The following is a 24,389-nucleotide window of genomic DNA, read 5'->3' as shown; positions in this document are numbered from 1 at the left end:
GACACCCAGTGTCCGAAACCGTGCAGGAGTCGAGCCCGTCCCCGGCCGAGCTCCAGACCGACAGCACCGAGAACAACGAGACCGCCAAGCCCGAGGTGTCGAACACCGAAGCTCTCCTGGTGCAGGAGGGCGACATCGCGGGTGACTACCTGGAGCGGCTGCTCGACCTGCTGGACTACGACGGGGACATCGACCTGGACGTCGAGGCGGGTCGCGCGGTGGTGAGCATCGACGGCGGCGACGATCTGGAGAAGCTGGTCGGCGTACGCGGCCAGGTGCTGGAGGCGCTGCAGGAGCTGACCCGGCTGGCGGTGCAGCAGGAGACCGGCGTCCGCAGCCGGCTGATGCTGGACGTCGCGGGCTGGCGGGCGGGCCGCCGGCAGGAGCTGACCGAGCTCGGGCGGTCGACCGCGGAGACCGTGCTGGAGACCGGCAAAGAGACCCGGCTGCGCCCGATGACGCCGTTCGAGCGGAAGATCATCCACGACGCTGTTGCGGCCGTCGACGGCGTGCACAGCGAGAGCGAAGGAGAAGAGCCCAACCGCAAGGTTGTCGTCTTCAAGAGCTGACCCCTCCCCCACCGGTGCCCCCGACGATTGGCGGGTTCTAGCGATCCTCGCAACACCCTGGATTTCAGGGAGTTGCGAGGATCGTGGTTTCTGGGGAGTTGAGGGCTCGGTTCTTCGAGGCGCTCGACCGGGAGTCGGGCAGTGTTCTGGCCGCTGCCCGTGTGGTGGGAGTGAACCGGAACACGGCTTATGGGTGGGCGCCCAAGGCTGGTATCCGAGGGCGGGGAAAGGCCGGTCCTGCCAGGCACCCGGGGCGTGCGGCCTACGAGCGGCTTCGTGCCTCGGGTGTGTCGCGGCGTGCTGCTGCCGCGCAGGTGGGTGTTCACGTGCGTACCGCGCAGGACTGGGATCCGGCGGGGGCACCGTCGTATTCGGGCCCGTGTTTCACGTGAAACGCGGAGCTTGGACGAGACCTCGAGCGCTTCTTTGAAGTAGCGCCTGCGCTGTCGAGGGTTCTCAGGCGTCGCGAGGAAGGCCTCACGCTGAGTTGTAATTGCGCGAATCGGGGATCTGGAGTCCGGGCGGCGCCTGAGGTTCCGCCACCCGCATCGCGACGCGAGTTGAGTCGATTCCCCCAAGGAAGTTTCACGTGAAACGCGGGTTGCCGTGTGACTGCGGATTGCGATCCGGCAGGCTTAGGTGAACACAACTGGTTCCACGTGAAACTTCGACACGGGGTGAATGCTTTGACCGGAGGTGCGCCATCTGCGGCGCGGGTCGTATTCGGCGAGCGGTTGGCGTTGGCGGAACGCTTCGTCGAGTTGCTCCAGGAGCACGGAATCCGCCGCGGTCTGATCGGTCCGCGCGAACTGGACCGGCTCTGGGAAAGACATTTGTTGAACTCTGCGGTGATTGCGGAGTTGCTGCCACCGAATTGCCGGGTGTTGGACGTAGGCTCTGGGGCGGGGTTGCCGGGCATCCCGTTGGCGATTGCCCGCCCGGATCTGAATCTGACCCTGTTGGAGCCGATGGCTCGACGGGTGACGTGGTTGCAGGAAGTCATCACCGAGTTGGCGCTCACCGTCGAGGTGATGCGTGGACGTGCCGAGGAGGGCCCGGTGCGCGAACGGCTGGCCGATCAGGACGTCGTGACCGCGCGTGCCGTGGCGCCGATGGAACGGCTCGCGAAGTGGTGCCTCCCGCTGCTTCGGTCCGGGGGCCGACTGCTCGCTATGAAGGGCGAGAGTGCGGCGGAGGAACTCGAACGGGATGCGGCGGCGATCGCTGCGGTCGGCGGCGGTCGCGGCGAAGTGGTTTCGTGTGGTGTCGGTGTGATCGAGGTGCCGACGACCGTCGTCGTGGTTGAGCGGGTCGCGGCGACCCGGAATGCGTCCGGTCGGCGTCGTGACGGTGCACGTCGAACGAGAAAGGATCGTGGACGGTGAATCCGGATTCAAACGGAGCGGGTCGTGTTTCACGTGAAACGAAGGGGCGTGCAGTGGGCGGGCTTCGGTTCCCCTCCGCGCCGGCAGGCGAGTCGTCGATGAGCAACTTCGGCAAGGACGACATCGGCTGGACCCCGATCATGGAGGAGGCCCAGCGGGCGACCCGGGTGCTGCACCCGGAGGCCCTGGAACTCCCCCGCCCCACCCATCGGCGGATCATCACCGTGGCCAACCAGAAGGGCGGCGTCGGCAAGACGACGAGCACGGTGAACCTCGCGGCCGGGCTGGCGCTGCACGGGCTCAACGTGTTGGTCATCGACCTCGACCCGCAGGGCAACGCGAGCACCGCGCTGGGCGTCGAGCACCGCTCCGGCGTCCCGTCGGTGTACGAGGTGCTGCTAGGTGAGATCAGCATCGCCGACGCGGCGGCGCAAAGCACCCAGTCGAAGAACCTGTGGTGCGTGCCGGCGACGATCGACCTGGCGGGCTCGGAGATCGAGCTCGTCACTATGGTGGCGCGCGAGGGCCGGCTGAAGGAGGCGCTGAACTCCGAGGCGGTGGACCAGCTCGCGCCTGACTACGTCTTCATCGACTGCCCGCCGTCGCTGGGGCTGCTCACGGTGAACGCGTTGGTCGCCGCGCACGAGGTGCTGATCCCGATCCAGTGCGAGTACTACGCGCTGGAGGGGCTGGGGCAGCTGCTGCGCAACATCGAGCTGGTGCAGGCGCACCTCAACCCCGCGCTCTGGGTGTCGACGATCCTGTTGACCATGTACGACGGGCGCACCAAGCTGGCGGACCAGGTGGCCGCCGAGGTTCGCGGCCACTTCGGGGAGCTGGCGCTGCGGACGGTAATTCCGCGGAGCGTGAAGATCTCCGAGGCGCCCGGCTTCGGCCAGACAGTCCTGACGTACGACCCGGGCTCGCGCGGGTCGATGAGCTACCTGGACGCCGCTCGGGAGATCGCCGAGCGGGGTGCCGAGAGGAAGACAGCATGACCGAGCGTCGAGGTGGTCTTGGCCGCGGCATCGCCGCGCTGATCCCCAGCGGTCCCCCGGCAGGCGCTCCCCCAGCGGGCGCTCCCCCAGCGGGCGCCGACGGCGCTGCTCTGCGCAACCCGGTGCCGCGCGGACCGAAGCCCGCCGAACCCGCGGCGGAGCCGGTTTCACGTGAAACCAGCGGGACCGTGGCCGGCGCGGTCTACCGCGAGATCGCCATCTCCTCGATCACGCCGAACCCCAAGCAGCCGCGTCAGGTCTTCGACGAGGAGGCGCTGCAGGAGCTGCAGCACTCCATCCGCGAGTTCGGCCTGATGCAGCCCATCGTGGTGCGCGAGCTGGAGACCGACCAGTTCGAGCTGATCATGGGCGAGCGCCGGTGGCGCGCTTCCCAGCTGGCCGGGCTGGAGTTCATCCCGGCGATCGTCCGCAAGACGCAGGACGACGAGCTGCTCCGGGACGCGCTGCTGGAGAACATCCACCGGGTTCAGCTCAACCCGCTCGAAGAGGCGTCGGCTTACCAGCAGCTGCTGGAGGAGTTCGGCGTGACGCACGACGAGCTGGCCGACCGGATCGGCCGCAGCCGCCCGGTCATCACCAACACCATCCGGCTGCTGCGGCTGCCGATGGTGGTGCAGCGGCGGGTCGCGGCCGGGGTGCTCTCGGCCGGGCACGCCCGCGCGCTGCTCGGCCTGGACGACGCCGGGGCCCAGGAGGATCTGGCCAAGCGGATCGTCGCGGAGGGCATGTCGGTCCGGGCGACGGAGGAGGCGGTGACGCTCCGGAAGTCGGAGGGCCCGGGAAAGGAGAAGGCGGCGGCGAAGAAGCCGATCCAGGCCCCCGGCTTCGACCGGTTGGCAGACCGGCTGTCGAACCACTTCGACACCAGGGTCAAGGTGGAGCGTGGTCGGCGGAAAGGGCGGATCGTCGTCGAGTTCGGGTCTGTCGACGACCTCGAGCGCCTCGCAGAGTTGATCTTGGGTAATCAAGCGTTACAGATCCGCGAGCAATGACACCGAGACCTTTCGTCACGGTGACAGTTACTTTCGGTAGTCGAAAAATGCAAAATGTCACCACTGGTCGCGGTACAGAAGAGGGCCGGTCTCCGACGGAGACCGGCCCTCTTGTTTCACGTGAAACGGCGGATTACCGCGATCGCGCGATCGCCCGCTCGACGAGCGTCGCGAAGACCTCCCCCAACGACCGTCCGGCGGCCTCGACCGCCATCGGCAGCAGCGAGGTCTCGGTCAGTCCGGGTGACACGTTGACTTCCAGGAAGTGCGGTGTGCCGTCACGGTCGATGATCGCGTCCGTCCGCGAGACGTCGCGGAGCCCGAGAAGTCGGTGTGCGGCGATCGCCAGCTCGCCCGCAGCGGCGGCGGCTTCGGCCGGGACCTCGGCGGGTGCGTGGTAGCTGGTGAGCCCGGCGGTGTAGCGGGCGGTGTAGTCGTAAACGCCGTCCGCCGGCTCGATCTGCACCGCGGGCAACGCCTCCGGCCCATCCGGCCCGTCGATGACGGTGATCGCCACCTCGGTCCCCTCGACGAGCTGCTCGACAAGCACTGCGTCGCCGTAGGACAGCGCACCCACCATCGCCGCGGGGAGCTCGGCGGCGTCGCGCACCACGTGCGCGCCCAGCGCCGACCCGCCCTGGTCCGGCTTGAGCATCAACGGCAGCCCGAGCTTGGCCACGAGCGCGTCCAGCACGGCCTGCGCGCCGAGCTCGCGGAACGTTGCATGCGGCAACGCAACCCAGTCCGGCGTGGCAAGCCCGGAGCGCGCCAGCTCGGCCTTGGCGGTCGGCTTGTCCCAAGCCCGGCGGCAAGCATGCGGGCCGGTGCCGACGTACGGGACACCGACCATGTCCAGCACGGCTTGCACGGCGCCGTTCTCCCCTTCCCCGCCGTGCAGGGCGACCACGACCGCGTCGGGGCGCTCCTGTTCGAGGCGGGACAGCAGCCGGGCGTCGGCATCCCACTCCGCCACGGTCACGCCGACCGAACGCAGTGCGGCGGACAATCGGCGCCCGGAGCGCAGCGACACCTCGCGCTCGTGCGACAGCCCCCCTGCGAGCACGGCAACCCAGCGATCAGACACTCAACACACCCCTGGAAAGTAGTAGTCCACTGTGCGCAGGAGGAGGCCCGGTGCACAGTGGACTGTTTCTCGTTGCAGACCACGCGGACTGGAACGCGAGCCTGCCCAACCGCACTGTGACGTCAGGGTGGCGAAGCCGCCTTTCGTCACGCACGCAACCGGCACCGCGGCGGGTTCTCAGACGTCGCCTCGCGAGGACAGTCCCGATGCCGCGTATTTGGTCATACACAAGAGTCGGGGCTCCCGCAGTCGAGGCGGCGTCTGAGGTTCCGCTACGGGACCACCTGCGCAAACCAGCCAGCGAACCCTTTCCTGCCAGGATTCGGCAAAAACTCTACGCGGTGTCGGGCGACGGAGCCTGCGGGCCCGGGACGCTGCGCTGGGGCACCGTGCCGAAGGTGCGGACCAGCTCCATCTCCTCGGTCAGCGTGTTGGCCAGCCGTCGGACGCCCTCGCGGATCCGCTCCGGCGTCGGGTAGCAGAACGACAAGCGCATCTGCCGGCTGCCGAACCCGTCGCGATAGAACCCGGTGCCCGACACGTACGCGACCCGCTGGGTCACCGCGCGGGGCAGCATCGCCTTGGTGTCCACGCCCTCCGGCACGGTGAGCCAGACGAAGAAGCCGCCGTCGGGGCGCGTCCACGTGCAACCCGCCGGCATGTACTGCTCCAGCGCGCTGAGCATCGCGTCGCGCCGCTCCCGGTACTGCTCCTGGAAGATCTTGATCTGCCCCTGCCAGTCGTGCGTGCTCAGGTAGCGGGACACGATCATCTGGTTCAGCGTGGGCGGGCACAGCGTGGCCGACTCGGCGGTCAGCACCAGCTTCTCCCGGATCGCGTGCGGCGCCAGTACCCAGCCGACGCGCAGGCCGGAGGCGAACGTCTTGGAGAACGAGCCGAGGTACACGACGTTGTCCGCATCCATGCTGCGCAGCGCGGGGTGCGGCTGGCCGTCGAAGCCGAGCAGGCCGTACGGGTTGTCCTCTACTACGAGGATGCCGTGCTGGGCGCAGATCTCCAGGATCTCGGAGCGCCGAGGCAGCGCCAGCGTGATGCCGCCCGGGTTGTGGAAGTTCGGAATGGTGTAGAGGAACTTGATCCGCTTGCCCTGCGCTGTCACGTCGGCGATGGCCTGGCGCAGCGCGTCGGGCTGCAGGCCGTCCTCGTCCATCGCGACGTGTACGACCTCGGCCTGGTACGCGGCGAACGAGCCGAGCGCGCCGACGTAGGACGGGCCCTCGGCGAGGATGACGTCGCCCGGGTCGCAGAAGATGCGCGTGACCATGTCCAGGGCCATCTGGGAGCCCGCGGTGACCATCACGTCGTCGGGGTGGGCGGTGATCCCCTCCAGCGCCATGACCTCGCAGATCTGCTCGCGCAGCTCCGGCACCCCGTGCGCGGAGCCGTACTGCAGCGCGATCTGGCCGTCGACGGAGATGAGGCGGGCGACCTCGGCTGCCAGCGAGTCCAGCGGCAGCGCGGCGAGGTTCGGCATGCCGCCGGCCAGCGAAACCACCTCGGGGCGGCTGGCAACGGCGAAGAGAGCTCGGATCTCGGAGGCAGTCATCCCGGTGGTCCGCTCCGCGTAGTGCGCCCGGTACGCGTCCAGGTTGCGTGCGGGCTTCTCGGGCGGGCTGGGCTGTTCCGGCGTGGCCGGCTGGCTTCCGTGGTCCGACATATCGCGCTCCGGGTTCGGTTGTGCGCTCTGCTCATCCCGTGGGGACGATCGGGCGATTCTATAGGGCCTATCGTCACAACCCACCCGACATGTAACGAGCACCTCGCAAAGTGGGTCTCCGATCTCGTTCTGCGTGGCGGTACGGGTGGCGGAACCGCAGGGGCTTTCTCGACTCCGGGATCCCCGACTCGCGTTGGGACTGTCTGTCCTCGCGAGATAGCTCCTGAGAACCAGCGGGTGCAGGTTGCATAGGTGGGCCAAGCGGCTTCGCCGCTTGCGGCAGCTTTGAGAGCGCATCCCGTTCAGGTGTCGCCGTGGCGGTTGTCCCGGTGGCGATTGTGGTGGCAGCTCCCTTGTGATCGGTTGGTCGGCAGTAAGCGATCTCACCCCATCGGGTTGCTGATGGTGTGCGCTGTGGGTTCCGGTGCCGGGCTGCGGCGGCTTATCCTGGCGGCATCCCGCCGCATGTGCGCGGGTTCGTGCGGGTTTTCCAGGAGGTCAGGTGTCGCGACGCGTCGTCGGCGTCACGCTGGACAACCTCGACCACCTGCCCCAGCGGTGTCGCCGATGCGTTTTCTGGGAGTTGGCGCCGCACGTCCGGGAGCAGGCCGAGGAGTTCGGCGAGACCGAACTGGAGAAGGAGGCTTGGGTCTCCAGCGTGCTGCTGGAGTGGGGCTCCTGCGGCCGCATCGTCTACGTGGACGGTGTCCCGGCCGGGTACGCGATGTACGCGCCGCCCGCGGCTGTGCCGCGCTCCAGCGCCTTCCCCACAGCCCCGGTGAGCGCGGACGCGGTGTTGCTGACCGCGCTGCGCGTGCTGCCGGAGTTCGAGCACGGTGGGCTGGGGCGGATCCTGGTGCAGAACGTGGCGAAGGACCTGACCCGGCGCGGGGTGAAGGCCGTGGAGGCCTTCGGCGACCTGGCGGGATCCGCTGAGAGCTGCGTGATCCCGGCGGGCTTCCTGCAGCAGGTTGGCTTCAAGACGGTCCGCCCGCACCCCAAGTGGCCCAGGATGCGGCTTGAGCTGCGCACCGCGATCTCCTGGAAGGAAGACGTGGAGGCGGCGCTGGAGCGGCTGCTGAGCTCGGTGACGATCAAGACGGCCGAACCGGTCGTAGGCGGAGCCTGACCGGCCCGGCAGGCGGCCGAGTCGAGAAGTCACCAAGTCGACAACTCTCCCGCGCGATTTCAATGGAAATTGGAGCTTCGATTTCCATTGAAATCGCGGCGGACCAAGTGCGGTCAGGCGCCCTCTGCGCGGGCTAGTTCGTGGCGCAGCAGGTCGTCGAAGGTGAACGTGCCCGTCGGCTGGTCGTCCTTGCCCAGCAGGTACAGCCGCTTCACCGCGACCAGCAGGCCTTCCGCGACGACATCCCGGAACGCCGGATCCAGCAGCCGACTGCGGTCCCGGGCGTTGGTCAGGTAGCCGATCTCCATCCGCACTGCAGGCATCCGGGTCAGCCGCAGCACGTCCCAGGTCTTGGGGTGGGTGTGGCAGTCGCGCAGCCCCGTCCGGGCCACGATCTCGCGCTGCAGGAAGCCCGCCAGCGCCTCCCCCACGGTCGACGTGGTGCCGTTGCCGGTGCCGAAGTGGAAGCTCGCCACGCCCTCCGCCAGCGGCGACTGGTTGGCGTCGATGTGCAGCGACAGGAACATGTCGGCGCCTGCCTCGTTGGCGAAGCTGGCCCGGTCGGCGTCCGGCGGGCTGGCGTTGGGCCCGCGGGTGATCAGGGCCTCCATCCCGGTGGCTACCATCCGGCCCTCCAGCCGGCGGGCCAGGTCCCAGGTCAGGTCGGCCTCGTGCACGTCATCGATGTACACCCCGCGGTCCGCGCCGCCGTGGCCCGGGTCGATCACGATCCGCTTGCCGCGCAGCCGGGGCCCCGCGCGCCGCACCTTCTCCTGCTCGCGCAGGAACACCGGCCGCCCGCCGCGGACCTTCGGCGCGAGCTGCTTGAGCGCCCGCAGCGTGCCCGGCCCGCAGATGCCGTCGGAGTTCAGCCCGTAGTCGCGCTGGAAGCTGCGCAGCGCCTGCTCGGTCTCCCGGCCGAAGATGCCGTCCGGGCGGCCCGCGTCGAATCCCAGCTCCAGCAGCCGCTCCTGCAGCGCGAAGACGTCGTCGCCGCTGATCGGTTTGGACACCAGGAAGGCCAGCGACCGGTCGCCGAGCCGCCAGCGCGCGTCCGTCAGCGCCCGGTAGGTCGCCGGGCCCACGACGCCGTCGGTGATCAACCCGCGTTGCTGTTGGAAGACCCGAACCGCTTGTTCCACCGCATCGTCGAAGATCGACGGTCCCGTCCGGGTGTTGGCCGGAAGCAGACCCAACGCCGCAAGAGTGTTCTTGATCTCGGCAACGGCCGGACCGACGTCACCGCGGTGGAGCAGCTGCATGCACTCCTCGCTCGATTCAGGCGCCGGTACTGGCACCGACGCGAAGGATGGCCGGGTGTGCCCCGGATTCCCGTTCTGCGTGCCGGGTCCGGAAGGCGGACCCGTCGGGTCATTGTGCCTTGTGCACCGGGACCCGGCGCTGCGGCCCACGACCACAGGGGTGGACGTGCGACAACGGTCCGTGGTGGGTGATCTTGTTCGGTGCGCTAAAACACGATCCCGCCGTCATTGTCCTATCGACGAGACGGCGGGACCGCGTTAATCGGTTGCGTCAGATGGAGTCCGATTTCACAGATATTCGGACAGGTCCGACTCCAGCGCCGCCTTCGGCTTGGCGCCGACGATCTGCTTGACCGGCTGGCCGTCCTTGAACAGCAGCAGGGTCGGCACGGACATCACCTGGTAGTCGCGCTGCAGGCTGGGGTTGGCGTCGATGTCCAGCTTCGCGACGGTGATCTTGTCCTTGTGTTCGTCGGCGATCTGCTCCAGCACCGGGGCGACCATCTTGCACGGGCCGCACCAGGTGGCCCAGAAGTCGACCAGGACCGGCTTGTCGCTGTCCAGGACCTTTTCCTTGAACGTCTTCTCGTCAACGACCACCGTGTTGGTGTCGGCCATGTTCCTTCTCCCTATCGGTTTGGTGCTGCCTGGAGTCAGTTCGCCGAGCCGGGCCCGTAGCCGCCACCGACGAGCTCGGCGGCCACCTCGGCCTCGGGCACGTCGTGCTCAGCGAGCCAGCGCTCGGCATCCATCGCGGCGGAGCATCCGGAACCGGCCGCGGTGATCGCCTGCCGGTAGGTGTGGTCCACCAGGTCGCCCGCGGCGAACACGCCGGGGATGCCGGTGTGCGTGGTGGGCTGCTGGACCTGCACGTAGCCCGCGGCGTCGACGGTGACCTGGTCGCGCACCAACTGGCTGCGCGGGTCGTGGCCGATGGCGACGAACATGCCGGTCACGTCCAGCTCGGAGGCCTCGCCGGTGACCGTGTCGCGCAGCTTCAGGGCGCTGACGGCGTTGTCACCGACGACCTCGGTGACCGCCTTGTTGGTCAGCCACTTGATCTTCTCGTTGGCCCGGGCCCGCTCCAGCATGATCTTGGAGGCGCGGAACTCCTCGCGGCGGTGGATGATCGTCACCGACCGGGCGAAGCGGGTCAGGAAGGTGGCCTCCTCCATCGCCGAGTCACCGCCGCCGATCACGGCGATGTCCTGCTCGCGGAAGAAGAAGCCGTCGCAGGTGGCGCAGGCGGACACGCCGTGGCCGAGCAGGCGCTCCTCACCCGGGACGCCGAGGTAGCGGGCGGCGGCGCCCATCGCGAGGATGACCGCCTTGGCGCGGTACTCCACGCCGTTCGCGAACACGGACTTCACGCCGGCGGTTTGTTCCCCCGGGGTCAGGTCGAGGCGCTCGACGTCCTCGGCTCGCAACTCGGCACCGAAGCGTTCCGCCTGAGACCGCATCTGCTCCATCAGATCCGGGCCCATGATCCCGTCTTTGAAGCCCGGGAAGTTCTCCACGTCGGTGGTGGTCATCAACGCGCCACCGAACTGGGTGCCCTCGAAGACGAGTGGTTCGAGCTCCGCCCGCGCGGCGTACACCGCAGCGGTGTACCCGGCAGGGCCAGAGCCCACGATGATCACGTTGCGGACGTCGCCAGTCACCGCGCCCCTTCCGTCGTAGCGTCTCCGCCGCGCTCGGCGCGCGACCGTATCCGGCTCAACGCGATCCTATTCGGGTCTGTTCCCGATCACGGAGACGCCGTGCCGGAGGGCACAGCGGAGCCGACCCCGTCCCACGGATCGGGAGTCGGTGCGGCGCGGTGGTGCGGTGGTGCTGTGGTGCGGGTGCGGTTCGCACCCGCACCACAGGACGAGCCCTAGCCGCCGAAGGTGGAGTCAGAGATCTTGGCCGGGTTGCCCGGGCCGCACTCGGGTCCTACCGCTAAAAGGCGGAACTTGCCGATGGCGCCGCCTTGCAGGACGAGCAGCTGGGCGGGTTTCCCGTTGAGCGTTATCTCCCGCGCGCCCAGCGGTTTGCCGCTGTTGACGCCGTTGGCCTGCAGACAGCCGATGAGCCGCTGCGGGTCCACCAGTGCGCTGCTGTACTGCTCGGACCTCATGATCTCGCCGAACTGCTCGCCGTTCAGCGTGACCTGCTCCCCCCGCAGCGCCAGCGGCGCCGATGCCCCGCCGGTCGCGGTCGGCTGCGGCTGCGGCTGCGCCTGGTTACTGCCCGAGGTGTCCGTGTTGCTGGGCAGGACCGAGAACACCACGGCGGCGGCCGCAGCGGCCACCCCGGCCAGTCCGGCGCCCAGCGTGAACCGCCTCCGGCGGCGCTGCTTGGCCGCGGCGAAGTCGATCACCTGCCCGCCCTGCTCGGCGGGCGGTGCGACGAGCTCGGCTGGCGGCGCAGCAGCGGCCTGCTGCTGCGCCCAGGCCCGGACCTCGTTCTCCAACGCGGCGTCGATGCGGGCCGAAACGTCGTCGGGAATCGTCAGCGGCGGCAGCGCCGCCAGGTCTGCGCTAGTGGCGTCCAACGCCGCCAAGATCTCTCTGGCCTCCGGGTCGTCCTGGACCTGGACGCGCAGTTGATCGGCGGTCTGCTGGTCCAGCACTCCGGCGTGGAGATCGGCCAGCAGGTCCAGGGACCACGGTGGCCCCTGCGGCGCCCCCGTGCGCCGTTGTTCACCACTCATCGTCCCTCCCGTCGACGCATGGCCATCGCGTCATCTGGGACGTTCGCATCTGCACTTGGGTTCCGCAGGTGTCCCAGAAGTTTGGCGAGTTTGGCCCGCCCGCGCGCGCACCGGCTCTTGATAGTTCCCTCCGCAACCCCCAAGATCGTCGCTGTCTCGGCCACGGAGTATCCCTCCACGTCCACCAGCACGATCGCGGAACGTTGATCTTCGGGGAGTTCGGCGAGCGCCTCCTGGACGGCCATCTTGGTGTCCTGCTCATCGATGGCGTCGCGGAGAACCGCCGGTTCGGTCGGGCCGGTTTCCGGCAGCGGCACGGTCGGCCGGGCCTGGCGGCGGCGTATCCGGTCCAGGCAGGCGTTCACCACGATCCGGTGCAGCCAGGTGGTCACCTGGGATTCGGCGCGGAACGACGAAGCGTTGCGGAAGGCCGAGATCATGGCGTCCTGAAGCGCATCGGCGGCGTCTTCGTGGTCGCGCATGGTTCGCAGCGCCACTGCCCACAGCCGATCCCGATGTCGGCGGAAGAGCTCGGAGAACGCATGTGGATCTCCGTTGGTATGCGCCGCTATGAGTTCGGCGTCCGAGCTGACGGGGACAGACACGGAACAGAACTTTACTGTTCCTGTGAAACGGCACACCCGCCACATTGACCAGCGGCGGATCTGGCGAGGTCAGTGGTCGTGGCGGGAGCCGGGCGCCGCCCGAGTCCGCACCACGACCGTCAGGCCGCGCTCCCGCTGACCTTCACCTCGTTGATCTGCGAGGCGAACCCGCCGTTGCTGGGGACCAGCTGGGTGATCACCAACAGAACCTGATGGGTCGGCGAGTCGGCTTGGATCGGGATCAAGGTGTCGCCGGCGTTGAGTACCGCGGACCCGAGCAGTTTGCCTTCCATGCTCGGCGTGCCGTTGACCTGCCGGATCTCCACCTTGGTACCCGCGCTCTGCGAGTTGATCACCACTTCCCGCAGCACGGCGGCGTGGTCCAGCGTCAGTACCGCGCCGGTGCCGTTGCTGATACCGCCGGGGCCGAGCTGCTGCTTGTAGTCGAACGTCGACCACCAGGTGCCCGGGTTGCCGTCGAACAGGTTCGGGATGCGCTGCGGGGCGTCCGCATCGCCGCTGGTGTTGAACGAGGTGCCAGCGGTGATCTTCACCGGGGTCGCGGGCGCCTGCGGCTGTTCGCTGGGTGGCTGCTGGCCGCCGGGGTGGTTGCCGGTTTCCCCGATGACCTGGCCGGTGTTGTGGCCGCTGTTGGTCTCGGTGAACATGCCGATCAGGGATGCCGCGATCCAGCCGATCACCAGCAGCGTGGCCACCGCGAGTACGCCGACGCTGATCATCAGCTTCTTGCGCTTCTGCTTGTCCGGCTTGGGGTCTTCTCGCCGCCAGACCTCGTTGCTCTCGGTCGACTGCGCGCCCTGCGCCGACGCGCTGCTGTTCTCGAACGTCGCGTGCTGCTCCAGCACGCGGAGCACCGCCGCGCCGGTGCGGACCCCGCCGGTGGTGCCGGTGGAGTCCGGGTTGCCCAGCGCGCGCACCGCGACCGTGGACAGCTCCAGCGGCACGGTCGGCCGCAGCGTGCGCGGCGCGACCAGGTTGCCATCGGGCCCAGTCGGCGCGGCGGGCAGGCCCTCGGGCGCGTCGCCGAGCGCCCACCGGCCGGTGAGCAGCAGGTACAGCGCGGCGCCGAGGCCGCGCACGTCGTCGCTGGACGTGGCCTGCGCCATCGGGCCCGGGAAGGCCATCCGGATCTCGCCGTCCGGGGTGACCCGGATCCGCTGCGGGTGGTCGGCACCGAGCACCAGGCCGGCGTGATGCGCGGCCTCGACGGCGGCGGCCAGCGGCTGCAGCAGCCGCGCCGCGGTGCCGGGCGGCATCGGGCCCTCGGCGACCAGGTCGAGCAGATCGGTTCCGTGCGTCCACTCGGCGATCACGAGGCCGAGCACGCCGGTCGGATCGCTGGACGATTGCGTGACGACGTCGAGCACCCGCGCGACGCCGACGTGGTTGAAAGTGCTGGCGTGCATCGCACGTTCCAGGGTCCGGCGCGCGCCCGACGCCGCCTCGGCGTCCGAACGGTCGCCGACCAGGATCGTCAGTGCGACGTCTCGGCCGAGCACACCGTCCTTGGCCCGCCACAGCTGCACGTTGCAGCGTTTGTCCGCACCGACTTGGGAGAGCAGTCGGTACCGGCCGTGATCCAGTACCCGGCCAGGTGTCAGCGCCTGCTCGGTCGAACCCTCGTCGCCGGACTCGTCGCGTTCCGCAGCGATCTGCTCGGTGGGTTTGCTGGTCACCTTCCCTCTCCCGCTCCTTCCGGTCCGCCAGGGGTTGCGTGCCACCCCGATTCCCCCGCGGAAGGAGACTTCGCCAACGAGGGTACGTGACGCGGAAGTCAGCGACGACGCAGCAAACCGGTGAGCCGCCCGATGGCGGGTTGCAGTTCCGCCACCCGCAGCACAGACATCAGCCCGAAGATCGCGGCCAACCCGATTACGCAGCCGATGATCAACTGCAGCCAACCCGTTCCGGCACCGGCGGTTCCGGGGATCAGCGCGTCCACGCCGAGCGTGCCCGCCCAGGCGAGGAGTCCACCCAGCACCGAAGCCGTCAACGTTTTCGCGAGCGTGACAAGGAAACGTCGGCTGCCCAGCGGGCCGAGCCGGTGCCGCAGCCAGGCTTCACCGACCAACCAGCCGACCACGAACGTGAACGAGTTGACGAAGCACAGGCCGAACACCACCTGCTCGGGTGCCAACACCGCGGGCAACGCGAACGCCATCAGCACCTTCGCGACGGTCATCACGACCATGATCAGGGTCGGGGTGCGGGCGTCGTTCAACGAGTTGAACGTCCGCATCTGCATCATCGTCAGCGCGTAGGGCAGCACGCCGAACGCGGAGACGGCCAATCCGAGACCGAGGGTGTTGGCCTGCTCGAGCAGTTCGGGCTTGACCGTCGTGAACAGGGCCACCGCCAGCGGGACGCCGAGCGCGGTCATGACCGCGCTGATCGGCAACAAGGTCACAGTGGATAGTCGGTTGCCCAGGGACAGGTCGTCGATCACCTTGGCGTGGTCGCCGTCCGCGGCAGCGGCGCTCATCCGCGGCAGGATCGCGGTCATGATCGAGAAGCCGATCACGCCGTAGGGCAGCTGGAGCAGCATCCACACGTAGTTATAGGTCGACAGGGCGCCCCCGGCGGCCCCGGTGGCCACCCGGGTGAGCGCCCAAAGCCCCACCTGGCTGACCGCCACGTAGCCGAGCATCCACAGCGCGAGTCCGCCGAATTCCGACAACCGCGAGTCCCAGCCCCACTGCCAGCGGAAGCGGAACCCGGTCTTGCGCAGCGCGGGCACCTGCACCGCGGCCTGGCAGACCACGCCGAAGGTGACACCGATGCCCAGCACGAGCAGGTGCGTATCGGTCATCGACACCGGGTCGAGGGTGATCTTGCCCGGCAGCAGCACGTAGACGCCGATGGTGGCGATCACGACGAGGTTGTTCACCACCGGCGCCCAGGCCGGCGGGCTGAAGATCTGCTTCGCCTGCAGGATCGCGCCGACCAGCGCGCTGATGCCGTAGAAGAAGATCTGCGGCAGCAGCAGGTAGGCGAAGGCGCTGACCAGGTCCCGGTTGGAGGCGTCGGACTCGGTGACCAGCGCCCAGGTCAGGATCGGCGTGCAGACCATCGCCAGCAGCGTGCCGAGCGCCAGGACCACCGTGGCCAGCGTCATCAGCTTCTGGACGAACCGCTCACCGCCGTCGGCGTCGGACTTCTTGGCCCGCACCAACACCGGCACCACGACGCTGGTCAACACGCCACCGATGAGCAGCTCGAAGAGCATGTTCGGCATCGTGTTGGCCACGTTGAACGAGTCGTTCTCGACTGCGAAGCCGATCACCCCGGCCAGCATCAGCTTCCACAGGAAGCCGGTGATCCGGCTGGTCAGGGTGGCGATGGCCATCGAGCCGCTGGCCTTGAGCAGCGACGGCTTGCCCGGCGAGACCGGGCGGATGACCTGGGTCTGCTCGGTGGCCTGCTCCGCGGCCTGGCTCATGCCGGGTTCCGGCGGCACCACCGGGATCGGCTGGGTCTCCGCGACGTGCCAGCCGCGCGGCACGCTCGGCGCCAGGGGCACAGCGTCAGGTCGGCGGATCGGCACGGTCGGGCCCGCTGCTTCGGGGCGTGGCGCCGGGCGTGGCGCGGGCCTGGGTGGCCCGGGGTTACCGCTCATCCGCCCGGCATCCCTGTCTCGGTTCACTGCCTCAAATCCTTCGCCCGTCGGCACGCCGAGTGCACGGCCCGGTCCTGTCTTGCAGTCGAGGTCCACACCTAAGAGTGAAGGTGGGACCCCGCTCAGGATCTCAGTTCAGGTTCCGATCACCGTCGGTGGTGGCGATCTGGGCGGTTCCGGGCGTGCTGTCCTGCTGCGTGCCGTTCGCGGCCGCCGGGCCCTTCGAGGCGGTGTCCGCCTCCGCGTCCGGTTCGGTTTGGTTCGACGGCTCCGACAAGTCGTCCGGGTCGGTCGAACCGGCGGCCTTCCGCCGGCGCCTGGCCAGGGCCCTCTTGGCGATCCGCAGCCCCGACATCAGCACCAACAGCGCGGCTGCGGTCACGGTGAGGATCGGGATCAGGGCACCGAAGTTGTTGGATTCGAGCTGCATCCGCTTGGTGGTGCCGAACTGGGTGCCCGCCTCTGTGGTCAGGGTCACGTCGATGGTGAACTTGCCGGCCCGCTGCGTCGTGGCCGGTAGCTGGAACCCGCGTCGGCTGTTCGCCGGGATGGTGACCGGGCCGTCGAAGTCCTGCTTGATCTCGACGCCGGGCACCCGCGGGATGCGGAACACGACGACCACCGTGATCGGCAGGTCGTTGACCACGGTCAAAGGGATCGGGCTGGTGGCCGTGTCCATCCGCGTGACCTGGCCGGCGAACTCCTCGATGTGGACCTGCGAGAGCACGTCGTCGATCGTGAGGGTCGTTCGGTCCACCCACCGGCGGGCGGCGTCCGGGCTGCCACGCCACGCGCTGGACGCGCCGTGCAGCAGGCCGTTGCGCAGCGGCGTGGTGATGTCGCCCTTCCGGACGGTGCTGGACCGCTCCTCCCGGATGGACCCGTACAGGTCGCCGACCTTGAAGTTCTGCGCGGCGAGCTCGGCGAGCACCGGCTGCGAGATCTCGGCCGAACCGGCGTCCACCGGGTAGTCGAGGTCGGCTTCCGGCAGGGCGCTCGGGGACGGGTCGGGCATCGGGGTGGGCCGGATGAGCCCCGCGTCCGCCAGTTGCTGCATGCCGTCGAGCAGGGCGCGCAGGTCGTCACCGCGGAGGTTCCAGCGGCGCGGCGGTGCCAGCACCGAGGTGGTGCCCGGCACTTGGCCCTGCGTCGCGCGGAACGCCAGAGCGCCGAGCGCGTCCTGGACGGACAGCAGTCCGTTCTGCGGCGGCGACAGCGCGGTGACCTTCTGCTCCGTGTCGTGCTGCGGGTCGAGCGCGCTGGTCAGCAGCGGGTCGATGGGGACCGCGGTCATGTCGCGGTTGCGCACCCGGACCGGGGACAGCGACCCGGCGGGGAGGTTCAGCGCCCGGGGCTCCAGCAGCGCGGTGTGGGGCATCTTCTGGCCGATCGCCGGATCGTTCAGCGCGCCCTCGATCGGCCAGAGCACGTTGCGCGGTTCGACGCGCAGGATGTTGCGCACGAGGTCGGTGCCGTCGAGCGCGCCGTCCACCAGGTCCGGCAGCCCGGCCCGGCCCAGGGCCACGATGTCCGCGTCCGCGTAGGGCAGCGCGATCACGCAGCGCCCCGACGTGGCCTGGCGGAGCTTGGACAGCCACAGGTCGGCGGCACCGGCGCCGATGCCCTCGACCAGCGAGCCGTTGGGCTGGCGCACCAGGTAGCCGCGCTGCATCGACTGGACGGTGATCAGCAGGTCCGGGTCGACGGCGAAGCACAACGCGCTGCCCAGCGGCGATCCGGGCGTCACGCGGTCGCTCACCGCCTGCACCAGGTCGTAGAGCCGACCGCCGGGCGCCAGCGAGGTGGACAGCTGGTCGTCCGCCAGCACCGTGCGCATGCCGCCGATGGCCTCCCGCTCCAACCGCGGGTAGTCCACCAGCGGCACCAGCATGCTGGTCTCGGTCGGTTTCTCGGGCCGCACTGGCGCACCGCCCGGCGGGGCGAGCACCGGCAGCAGGAACTGGGCCTGCGCGATCCGGGCGCGGCCGCCGCCGCTCGGCGCGCCGTTGACGTTGACCAGCAGCGGGTACACGCCGGGCTGGCTGATCTGCAGCGAGTTCGCGCCGGTCAGCGGGATGTGGAGCTCGACCGGGATCTGCTGGCCGGGCGCGAGCCGGGCGGCGATCGCGGTGAACGCGGGCTCCGTGACGGTGGCCGGGTCCTCGCGCAGCGCGCGCTGGACGGCCGGTTCGGCGCTGGTCGCGTTGCCGCGCTGGATTCGGGCCTCGACGTTGTTGATCTGGTGATCGCTGGTGTTGGTCAACCGGCCGGTGACGACCATTTCGTCGGGTGAGCCGACACCGACCGCAGATGGCGTGATATTGATCACATCCAACTGGGTCGGGGTCTCGCCCTGCGCAGCCGCCTGCGGTGCCGGGACCAGCGGAACTATCGCGCACAACAGCACCGCGACCAGCGCGGCAAGCAGAAACCTCACCCCGGCTCCGTTCCGCTACCTCGTGCTGGCCGGGCTCCGAGCCGTTCACTCGCGCCACCCGCTCCGCCGTCGCGCAGGCTCAGCGCGCGGCGCACCAGCCGACGCTCGTCGGCGTAGGCCAATATCTCGTCCAGTTCACCAAGCGGCACCCACGCCACCTCGGTGACCTCCACGTCCTCGTCGGAAAGCTGTCCGCCCACCGCATCCAGCAGGAAGTGGTGCACGGTCTTGTGTATGCGCCGGTTGCCCGCGACGAACCAGTAGTCGATCGTGCCGATCGGGGCGACCACCCGGCCGATGATGCCGGTCTCCTCGGCGACCTCGCGCACCGCGGTCTGCTCCGCGCTCTCGTCCGCCTCGATGTGCCCCTTCGGTAGCGACCACAGCAGTCGCCCCTTGCGGTCCAGCCTTCCGATGATCGCAGCGAGACCTTCGGCGCCGTCGACCACCAGCCCACCGGCCGAGGTCTCGTCGACGGTCCGCAGCCTGCGCCGCCGGCGCCGGTTCCGACGCCCCGGCTGGGCACCGCCGGAGCGGCCGGGCGACGGGGGCATGCCGCCGATGGTAGTGCGATCAGCTGTTTCAGGGGGGAGCTGGTTCGACGGTCTGGTGGCTGCCGTGGAGTCGCCGATCCCCGCTCCCACCTGGGGCCGGACGCGATTCCGGGAAAACCGGGGCGTCGATGGCCCCGGAAAACACACCTCGTCCTGCGTCGGTCGGGTTGCGGCCGCATATGGGTGACTCGTTGGGCCGAGCGGCCGATATCCTGATAAATCGTGTCCTCTCCTTCACACCACGACTCCGCCACGCCCGCCGAGCAACTACAGGCCCGGGAGCGCCAAGCGCAGCGCAACGCCGTCGTGGAGTTGGTGAAGGTCGCACCGGTCGCCGAGGAGCTCGCGCAGCGATTCGCCACTGCGGGCCACAAGCTGTACCTGGTCGGCGGCAGCGTGCGCGACGCCCTGCTGGGCCGGTTGGGCACCGACCTGGACTTCACCACCGAGGCACGACCGGAGCAGGTCCGCGAGCTGCTGACCGGCTGGGCGGAGACGATCTGGGACACCGGGATCCAGTTCGGCACGCTCGGCGCGTACCGGCACGGCACGACGGTGGAGATCACCACGTTCCGCGCGGACACCTACGACCGCGTGGGCCGCAACCCCGACGTCGCCTTCGGCGACACCATCGAGGGCGACCTGGTGCGCCGCGACTTCACCGTGAACGCGATGGCCATCGAGCTGCCCGGCCGCTCGTTCGTCGACCTGCACGGCGGGATGGCCGACCTGGTGGACCGGCGGCTGGACACCCCGGCCGCGCCGGAGGACTCCTTCGCGGACGACCCGCTGCGGATGCTGCGCGCCGCCCGCTTCGTCTCCCAGCTCGGCTTCACCGCCGCCGACCGGGTCGTGACGGCGATGACCGACATGGCCACCGAGATCGCCCGGGTCACCCCGGAGAGGGTGCAGGTCGAGCTGTCCAAGCTGCTGTGCGGCGAGTTCCCGCGGCGCGGCATCGAGCTGCTGGTGGAGACCGGGCTGGCCGACCACGTGCTGCCCGAGGTGCCGGCCATGAAGCTGGAGATCGACGAGCACCACCAGCACAAGGACGTCTACCGGCACTCGCTGACGGTCCTGGACCAGGCGATAGGCCTGGAACGGTCGGCCGATCCGGCGGGCGAGCCGGACCTGGTGCTGCGGCTGGCCGCGCTGCTGCACGACATCGGCAAACCGGCCACCCGCCGGTTCGAGTCGGGCGGCGGGGTGAGCTTCCATCACCACGAGGTCGTCGGCGCGAAGATGGTCCGCAAGCGGCTGCGCGCGCTGCGGTACCCGAAGGACGTCATCAAGGACGTCGCCGACCTGGTGTTCCTGCACCTGCGCTTCCACGGCTACAGCGACGGCCAGTGGACCGACTCGGCGGTCCGCCGCTACGTCAACGACGCGGGCCCGCTGCTGCCCCGGCTGCACAAGCTGGTGCGCGCGGACTGCACGACCCGCAACAAGCGCAAGGCGACGGCCCTGCAACGGGCGTACGACGAGCTCGAAGAGCGCATCGCGCGGATCGCCGAGGCGGAGGACCTGGCGAAGGTCCGGCCCGATCTGGACGGCAACGAGATCATTCGGCTGCTCGGCGTCGAGCCGGGCCCGGTCGTGGGCCGGGCCTGGAAGCACCTGAAAGAGCTACGCCTGGACCGCGGCCCGATGTCCCACGACGAGGCCGTCGAGGAGCTCTTCCGCTGGGCCCGCGAACAGGGCATCGACGTGCCCTGAGCCCTTGCGCCGGTGCTGGCTCGCTTCAGTTGTGAGTTATTCCACCCCAGGTCAGAAGGTTCTAATAATATTGAATAGTATTTCCTGCTGTGATCCTCTGGTGGTGAGCAGTCGTTGATACTGCTCCTCGGTCCGGCCGGGCGCTGCCGGACGCGGTTTCGCTCAGGGTGGTTCGTGCCCGGGCAACCAGTGAGATCATGCGATGGTGGGATCAGATGCGGACGTGGAACCGGGGACGCTGCTCGTCGCTGCCCCACAGCTGCTGGACCGGAACTTCCGGCGGACGGTGGTCTACGTGATCCACCACCGCGCCGAGGGCACCCTGGGCGTCGTGCTGAACCGCCGGCCGAGCGAGGTGGCGGTGCACGACGTGCTGCCGAAGTGGGGCCAGCACGCGAGCGAACCGCAGTCGCTGTTCGTCGGCGGGCCGGTGGAACAGCGCACGGCGATCTGCCTGGCGACGCTGCGCGCGGGTGAGAGCGTCGGCGCGATCGCGGGCATGGTCGGGGTCCGCGGCCCGGTCGGCCTGGTCGACCTCGACGGCGACCCCAACGATCTGGTCCCCCGGGCCCGCGGCCTCCGCTTCTTCGCGGGCTACGCCGGCTGGGAGCCGGGCCAGCTCGCCGACGAGATCGAACGCGGCGACTGGATCGTCGTCCCGGCCCTGCCGGACGACGTCATCGCCGACCCGGGCGCCGAGCTCTGGGGGCGGGTCCTGCGCCGCCAAGGCCCCCCACTGGCATTCCTCGCGACCCACCCGGGCGACGTGAAGCTCAACTGATGAGCCACTCGGCTCGGTTTGCGAAGCGGTGCGGGTAGCGGAACCTCGGACGCCTTCTCGGCCCGGATCCCCGACTCATGCATGCCTTGAGGAGTCGAGGCGGTTCAAGTTGCGAGGGTGGTGGAAGGAGAAACCGGCGCCGTTTGCCTGCTTGTTCGGCCTGTTCAAAGGGCGCGGTGCTGCGGGCTCTGTGGATGGGCGGGTTAGTTATCCCCAGATCTGGGAGTTATCCACAAAGTTGTGGACAGGTTCATGTGGACAGGTCAGAGCCAGCCGTTGCGGCGGAAGCCCGCGTAGATGGCGCAGCAGAGGGCGATGATCAGCAACAGTGTCGCCGGGTAGCCGAAGGACCAGTGCAGCTCCGGCATGTTCTCGAAGTTCATCCCGTAGATCGCGCCGACGATGGTCGGTACCAGCGCGATCGCCGCCCATGCGGAGATCTTGCGCATGTCCTCGTTCTGCCACAGCCCGGCCCGCGAGAACTGAGCGGCGAGCACCGAGTTGAGCAGCTCGTCGTAGGACCGGACCTCGCGCCCCACCCGGAGCAGGTGGTCGGCAACATCGCGGAAGTGCTGGCCGAGCAGTCCGGGCTCGCCGTTGCCCGGCAGGATCAAGTGCTGCGCGACCGGCACCAGCGGCTCGACGGCGTCGCGGAACTCCAGCACCTCCCGCTTCAGCGAGTACAGGTCCTCGGTCGGATCGTCCCGGTTCGGGGCGAAGACCCGGCGCTCCAGCGCGACGAGGTCCTTGCCGAGTTCCGCCGCGATGGCCAGGTAGGAATCGACCACGGCGTCCGCGAGCAGGTACACCGCGGCATGCGGCCCGAGGGCCAGGAGGTCCGGCCGATCGGCGGCGCGCCGGTGGGCCTCGGTAGCCGGGTCCTGATCGCCATGCCGCACCGTGACCAGCACCCGGTCGGTCAGGAACAGCATCAGCTCCGAGGTGCTGACCGCCGACGCGTGCTGGGCGTAGTCGAGCATCTTCAGGACGATGAACGCGCAGCCCGGGTAGCGCTCGAACTTGGCGCGCTGGTGTGCCCGGACCGCGTCTTCGACGGCCAGCGCGGGCAGCTCCAGCAGCTGCGCCACTTCGTGCAGCAGGTCGAGCCGCGCGGGCGGAACCTCGAGCCAGACGAAGGCGTCGTCCGGCACGGTGCGCAGAGCATCGAGCGCCTCGCCGCTCGGGATGTCCTCGGGGCGGCCGTCGCGGAAGCGGGTGCACCTCAGCATGGCGGCCACGTTGCCACGAACGTGTGACAGCGCGGCGCATTGCCGGGCCGTGTCCCCGGGCAGGTCAGTTCTGCTTGAGCACGCCGCAGCAGCCGCCGGCGCAGCCACCGCATCCGGCGGCGGGCGCCGGCGCGGGCATCGACTCGGCGGCGCGATTGCCGACCACTCCGCCGACGGTCATCAACGCGAAGGCGCCGATCAACCCGAACACCGCGACCATCACGACGCTGGAGGTGGCGGCCAGCATCGGCAGCGAGACACCGGCGAGCACCGCGATCCCGCCGCCGGCCAGCATCGCGGGTGCCGCGGCCCGGTTGGCGAGCTCGAACGCGTCCTCGCTGCGCATGGCGGCGGGGGTGCGAACACCGACGTAGCGGTTGCGGGTCAGTTGGCCCCGCAGCCCCCGGAAGCCCAGGAACAGCAGCGCCGCTCCGCCGAGGACCAGGACAGCGCAGAGAATCACCTGTACAGCGAGCACTCCGACAGCGTAAGCCTCACCTGCTCGCTACCTGGCCGACACCCAGGTCAGGTGTGCTGTCGGCCATGACAAAGATTCCTGTCTCAACCGGACTGCTGGCGGCCGCGCTCGCGGTGGTCCTACCGGCCGCGCCCGCCGTTGCGGCGCCCGGCGGGGACGTGCAGCTGGTCGGTGCAGCGACGCTGCCGCACGGCCTGCCTTTCGGCGGCACCACGGTCGGCGGGCTGTCCGGATTGGACTACGACCCGCGGACCGGCGAGTGGGTGCTGATCAGCGACGACCGGTCGGAGCGGGCACCGGCGCGGATCTACACGGCCCGGCTGACCCCGAACGAGGTGCGGCTGACCGGCACCGCGCCGCTGCTGCGCCCGGACGGCTCGACGTACCCGAAGGGCGAGGTGGACCCGGAGGACGTGCGCTGGGATCCACGAACCGGCGACATCTGGTGGGTCAGCGAGGGCGACCGGGCTGAGCAGCTGATCGACCCGGCGATCAACCGGTCGACGCGCGACGGCGCATTCGCCGAGGAGCTGCCGCTGCCGGAGAACCTGCGGATGCTGCCGGAGACCGGACCGAAGCGGAACGAGGTGCTGGAAGGCCTCACCTTCGCCGCGGGCGGCTCCCAGGTCGTCACGGCGATGGAAGGCCCGCTGCTCCAGGACGGCGAGTCGCCGACCGCCGAGCACGGGGCGCTGTCCCGGATCACCGTGCAGTCCCGGTCCGGCCGAGTGCTCGCGCAGTACGCCTACCCGCTGGACCCGGTGTTCGCGAAGTCGCCGACCGGCGGCTCGGCCAACAACGGGGTGACCGCCGTGCTGGCCGACCGCGACGGGTTCCTGGTGATGGAGCGCGCGTTCGTGGCCGGCGTCGGCAACTCGATCCGGATCTACCGGATCACCACGAAGCACGCGACCGACGTGCAGCACGTCCCGTCGCTGCGGGACGCCTCGGTGCAGCCGGTGCGCAAGGAGCTGCTGGTGGACCTCGCCAACGTCGGCCTGAGCAAGATCGACAACGTCGAGGGCATGGCCTGGGGCCCGCGCCTGCCGGGCGGTCGGCGAAGCTTGGTGCTGGTCAGCGACGACAACTTCGCCCCGAACCAGACCACGCAGGTAATCACGCTGGCCGTGAAGTAGGCC

The 24,389-nt window shown here is 69.5% G+C and carries 21 protein-coding genes; 8 read left to right on the top strand and 13 right to left on the bottom strand.

The genetic code is table 11. The features are described 5' to 3' along the window. The first annotated feature begins 8 nt into the window (after positions 1 to 8). The 4 genes from SSPN_RS0132340 to SSPN_RS0132325 all read left to right on the top strand — a co-directional run bounded on the left by SSPN_RS0132340 (position 9) and on the right by SSPN_RS0132325 (position 3,965). Complete coding sequence (locus SSPN_RS0132340) at positions 9 to 569, top strand: Jag family protein (protein WP_010313195.1); 561 nt, start codon at positions 9 to 11, stop codon at positions 567 to 569. 686 nt (positions 570 to 1,255) lie between these two features. After that, entirely contained in the window at positions 1,256 to 1,954 is a 699-nt protein-coding gene (gene rsmG, locus SSPN_RS0132335) for a 16S rRNA (guanine(527)-N(7))-methyltransferase RsmG (protein WP_010313193.1), read from the top strand. 98 nt (positions 1,955 to 2,052) lie between these two features. Further along, positions 2,053 to 2,952, top strand: coding sequence for a ParA family protein (locus SSPN_RS0132330; protein WP_029535945.1), 900 nt, complete (start codon positions 2,053 to 2,055; stop codon positions 2,950 to 2,952). Then, positions 2,949 to 3,965: a ParB/RepB/Spo0J family partition protein gene (locus tag SSPN_RS0132325; protein WP_010313189.1), complete on the top strand. Its 1,017-nt coding sequence runs from the start codon at positions 2,949 to 2,951 to the stop codon at positions 3,963 to 3,965. The genes SSPN_RS0132330 and SSPN_RS0132325 overlap by 4 nt, the downstream gene beginning before the upstream one ends. Before the next feature lie 133 nt (positions 3,966 to 4,098). Here the strand turns inward: SSPN_RS0132325 and SSPN_RS0132320 are convergent, their stop codons facing one another. Both SSPN_RS0132320 and SSPN_RS0132315 read right to left on the bottom strand, forming a co-directional pair. Then, positions 4,099 to 5,049 (bottom strand): D-alanine--D-alanine ligase family protein, encoded by a 951-nt coding sequence (locus SSPN_RS0132320; RefSeq protein ID WP_029535944.1) that lies wholly within the window; start codon positions 5,047 to 5,049, stop codon positions 4,099 to 4,101. Between the two features lie 334 nt (positions 5,050 to 5,383). Continuing rightward, complete coding sequence (locus tag SSPN_RS0132315; protein WP_010313186.1) at positions 5,384 to 6,727, bottom strand: aminotransferase-like domain-containing protein; 1,344 nt, start codon at positions 6,725 to 6,727, stop codon at positions 5,384 to 5,386. Positions 6,728 to 7,229: 502 nt separating this feature from the next. On the opposite strand from SSPN_RS0132315, the gene SSPN_RS0132310 reads away from it, so the two are divergent. Then, positions 7,230 to 7,856 (top strand): GNAT family N-acetyltransferase, encoded by a 627-nt coding sequence (locus SSPN_RS0132310; RefSeq protein ID WP_010313184.1) that lies wholly within the window; start codon positions 7,230 to 7,232, stop codon positions 7,854 to 7,856. Positions 7,857 to 7,969: 113 nt separating this feature from the next. On the opposite strand, the gene SSPN_RS0132305 is transcribed toward SSPN_RS0132310, so the two are convergent. The 9 genes from SSPN_RS0132305 to SSPN_RS0132265 all read right to left on the bottom strand — a co-directional run bounded on the left by SSPN_RS0132305 (position 7,970) and on the right by SSPN_RS0132265 (position 19,046). After that, complete coding sequence (locus SSPN_RS0132305; protein WP_010313182.1) at positions 7,970 to 9,118, bottom strand: N-acetylmuramoyl-L-alanine amidase; 1,149 nt, start codon at positions 9,116 to 9,118, stop codon at positions 7,970 to 7,972. Between the two features lie 288 nt (positions 9,119 to 9,406). Then, the gene (trxA, locus tag SSPN_RS0132300; protein WP_010313180.1) at positions 9,407 to 9,736 is read right to left on the bottom strand and encodes a thioredoxin; all 330 of its coding nucleotides are present in this window, start codon (positions 9,734 to 9,736) and stop codon (positions 9,407 to 9,409) included. A 35-nt stretch (positions 9,737 to 9,771) separates the two neighbouring features. After that, a complete protein-coding gene (trxB, locus tag SSPN_RS0132295) occupies positions 9,772 to 10,779 on the bottom strand; it encodes a thioredoxin-disulfide reductase (RefSeq protein ID WP_010313178.1) in 1,008 nt (335 codons plus the stop codon). 215 nt (positions 10,780 to 10,994) lie between these two features. Then, positions 10,995 to 11,813, bottom strand: coding sequence for an anti-sigma factor (locus SSPN_RS0132290; protein ID WP_010313175.1), 819 nt, complete (start codon positions 11,811 to 11,813; stop codon positions 10,995 to 10,997). Beyond that, positions 11,810 to 12,418 (bottom strand): RNA polymerase sigma factor SigM, encoded by a 609-nt coding sequence (gene sigM / locus SSPN_RS0132285; protein ID WP_029535943.1) that lies wholly within the window; start codon positions 12,416 to 12,418, stop codon positions 11,810 to 11,812. Before sigM ends, SSPN_RS0132290 begins: the two co-directional genes overlap by 4 nt. Positions 12,419 to 12,537: 119 nt before the next feature. Then, complete coding sequence (locus tag SSPN_RS0132280) at positions 12,538 to 14,115, bottom strand: protein kinase family protein (protein WP_010313171.1); 1,578 nt, start codon at positions 14,113 to 14,115, stop codon at positions 12,538 to 12,540. 98 nt (positions 14,116 to 14,213) lie between these two features. After that, positions 14,214 to 15,959, bottom strand: a complete 1,746-nt coding sequence (murJ, locus tag SSPN_RS0132275; RefSeq protein WP_010313170.1) for a murein biosynthesis integral membrane protein MurJ — start codon at positions 15,957 to 15,959, stop codon at positions 14,214 to 14,216. Positions 15,960 to 16,185: 226 nt separating this feature from the next. Beyond that, positions 16,186 to 18,492 carry a DUF6049 family protein gene (locus SSPN_RS0132270; protein WP_010313169.1) on the bottom strand — a complete coding sequence of 769 codons (2,307 nt, stop codon included), beginning with the start codon at positions 18,490 to 18,492 and terminating at the stop codon, positions 16,186 to 16,188. Continuing rightward, positions 18,489 to 19,046: an NUDIX hydrolase gene (locus tag SSPN_RS0132265; protein ID WP_010313168.1), complete on the bottom strand. Its 558-nt coding sequence runs from the start codon at positions 19,044 to 19,046 to the stop codon at positions 18,489 to 18,491. The genes SSPN_RS0132270 and SSPN_RS0132265 overlap by 4 nt, the downstream gene beginning before the upstream one ends. Positions 19,047 to 19,268: 222 nt before the next feature. On the opposite strand from SSPN_RS0132265, the gene SSPN_RS0132260 reads away from it, so the two are divergent. Together SSPN_RS0132260 and SSPN_RS0132255 are read left to right on the top strand one after the other, a co-directional pair. Further along, positions 19,269 to 20,762, top strand: coding sequence for a CCA tRNA nucleotidyltransferase (locus SSPN_RS0132260; RefSeq protein WP_010313167.1), 1,494 nt, complete (start codon positions 19,269 to 19,271; stop codon positions 20,760 to 20,762). 202 nt (positions 20,763 to 20,964) lie between these two features. Then, entirely contained in the window at positions 20,965 to 21,543 is a 579-nt protein-coding gene (locus tag SSPN_RS0132255) for a YqgE/AlgH family protein (RefSeq protein ID WP_010313166.1), read from the top strand. A gap of 263 nt (positions 21,544 to 21,806) precedes the next feature. Here SSPN_RS0132255 and SSPN_RS0132250 read toward each other — a convergent pair whose 3' ends face one another. Further along, complete coding sequence (locus SSPN_RS0132250) at positions 21,807 to 22,772, bottom strand: magnesium and cobalt transport protein CorA (RefSeq protein ID WP_010313164.1); 966 nt, start codon at positions 22,770 to 22,772, stop codon at positions 21,807 to 21,809. A gap of 64 nt (positions 22,773 to 22,836) precedes the next feature. After that, complete coding sequence (locus SSPN_RS0132245) at positions 22,837 to 23,250, bottom strand: SdpI family protein (RefSeq protein ID WP_010313162.1); 414 nt, start codon at positions 23,248 to 23,250, stop codon at positions 22,837 to 22,839. A gap of 65 nt (positions 23,251 to 23,315) precedes the next feature. Here SSPN_RS0132245 and SSPN_RS0132240 point away from each other — a divergent pair, with 65 nt between their 5' ends. Next, complete coding sequence (locus SSPN_RS0132240) at positions 23,316 to 24,386, top strand: esterase-like activity of phytase family protein (RefSeq protein ID WP_101376322.1); 1,071 nt, start codon at positions 23,316 to 23,318, stop codon at positions 24,384 to 24,386. The last annotated feature ends 3 nt before the right edge of the window (positions 24,387 to 24,389 follow it).

Origin of the sequence: Saccharopolyspora spinosa NRRL 18395 (assembly GCF_000194155.1) — a bacterium.
Lineage (GTDB): Bacteria > Actinomycetota > Actinomycetes > Mycobacteriales > Pseudonocardiaceae > Saccharopolyspora > Saccharopolyspora spinosa.
The sequence above is the reverse complement of the archived record's forward strand: the minus strand, read 5'-3'. Positions and strand labels throughout refer to the sequence as shown.

Coding starts and splice junctions, on each gene's coding strand:
- SSPN_RS0132240 (WP_101376322.1), top strand. CDS start 23,316: ATGACAAAGATTCCTGTCTCAACCGGACTGCTGGCGGCCGCGCTCGCG.
- SSPN_RS0132290 (WP_010313175.1), bottom strand. CDS start 11,813: ATGAGTGGTGAACAACGGCGCACGGGGGCGCCGCAGGGGCCACCGTGG.
- SSPN_RS0132255 (WP_010313166.1), top strand. CDS start 20,965: ATGGTGGGATCAGATGCGGACGTGGAACCGGGGACGCTGCTCGTCGCT.
- SSPN_RS0132265 (WP_010313168.1), bottom strand. CDS start 19,046: ATGCCCCCGTCGCCCGGCCGCTCCGGCGGTGCCCAGCCGGGGCGTCGG.
- trxA (WP_010313180.1), bottom strand. CDS start 9,736: ATGGCCGACACCAACACGGTGGTCGTTGACGAGAAGACGTTCAAGGAA.
- SSPN_RS0132250 (WP_010313164.1), bottom strand. CDS start 22,772: ATGCTGAGGTGCACCCGCTTCCGCGACGGCCGCCCCGAGGACATCCCG.
- SSPN_RS0132325 (WP_010313189.1), top strand. CDS start 2,949: ATGACCGAGCGTCGAGGTGGTCTTGGCCGCGGCATCGCCGCGCTGATC.
- SSPN_RS0132305 (WP_010313182.1), bottom strand. CDS start 9,118: ATGCAGCTGCTCCACCGCGGTGACGTCGGTCCGGCCGTTGCCGAGATC.
- SSPN_RS0132315 (WP_010313186.1), bottom strand. CDS start 6,727: ATGTCGGACCACGGAAGCCAGCCGGCCACGCCGGAACAGCCCAGCCCG.
- SSPN_RS0132330 (WP_029535945.1), top strand. CDS start 2,053: ATGAGCAACTTCGGCAAGGACGACATCGGCTGGACCCCGATCATGGAG.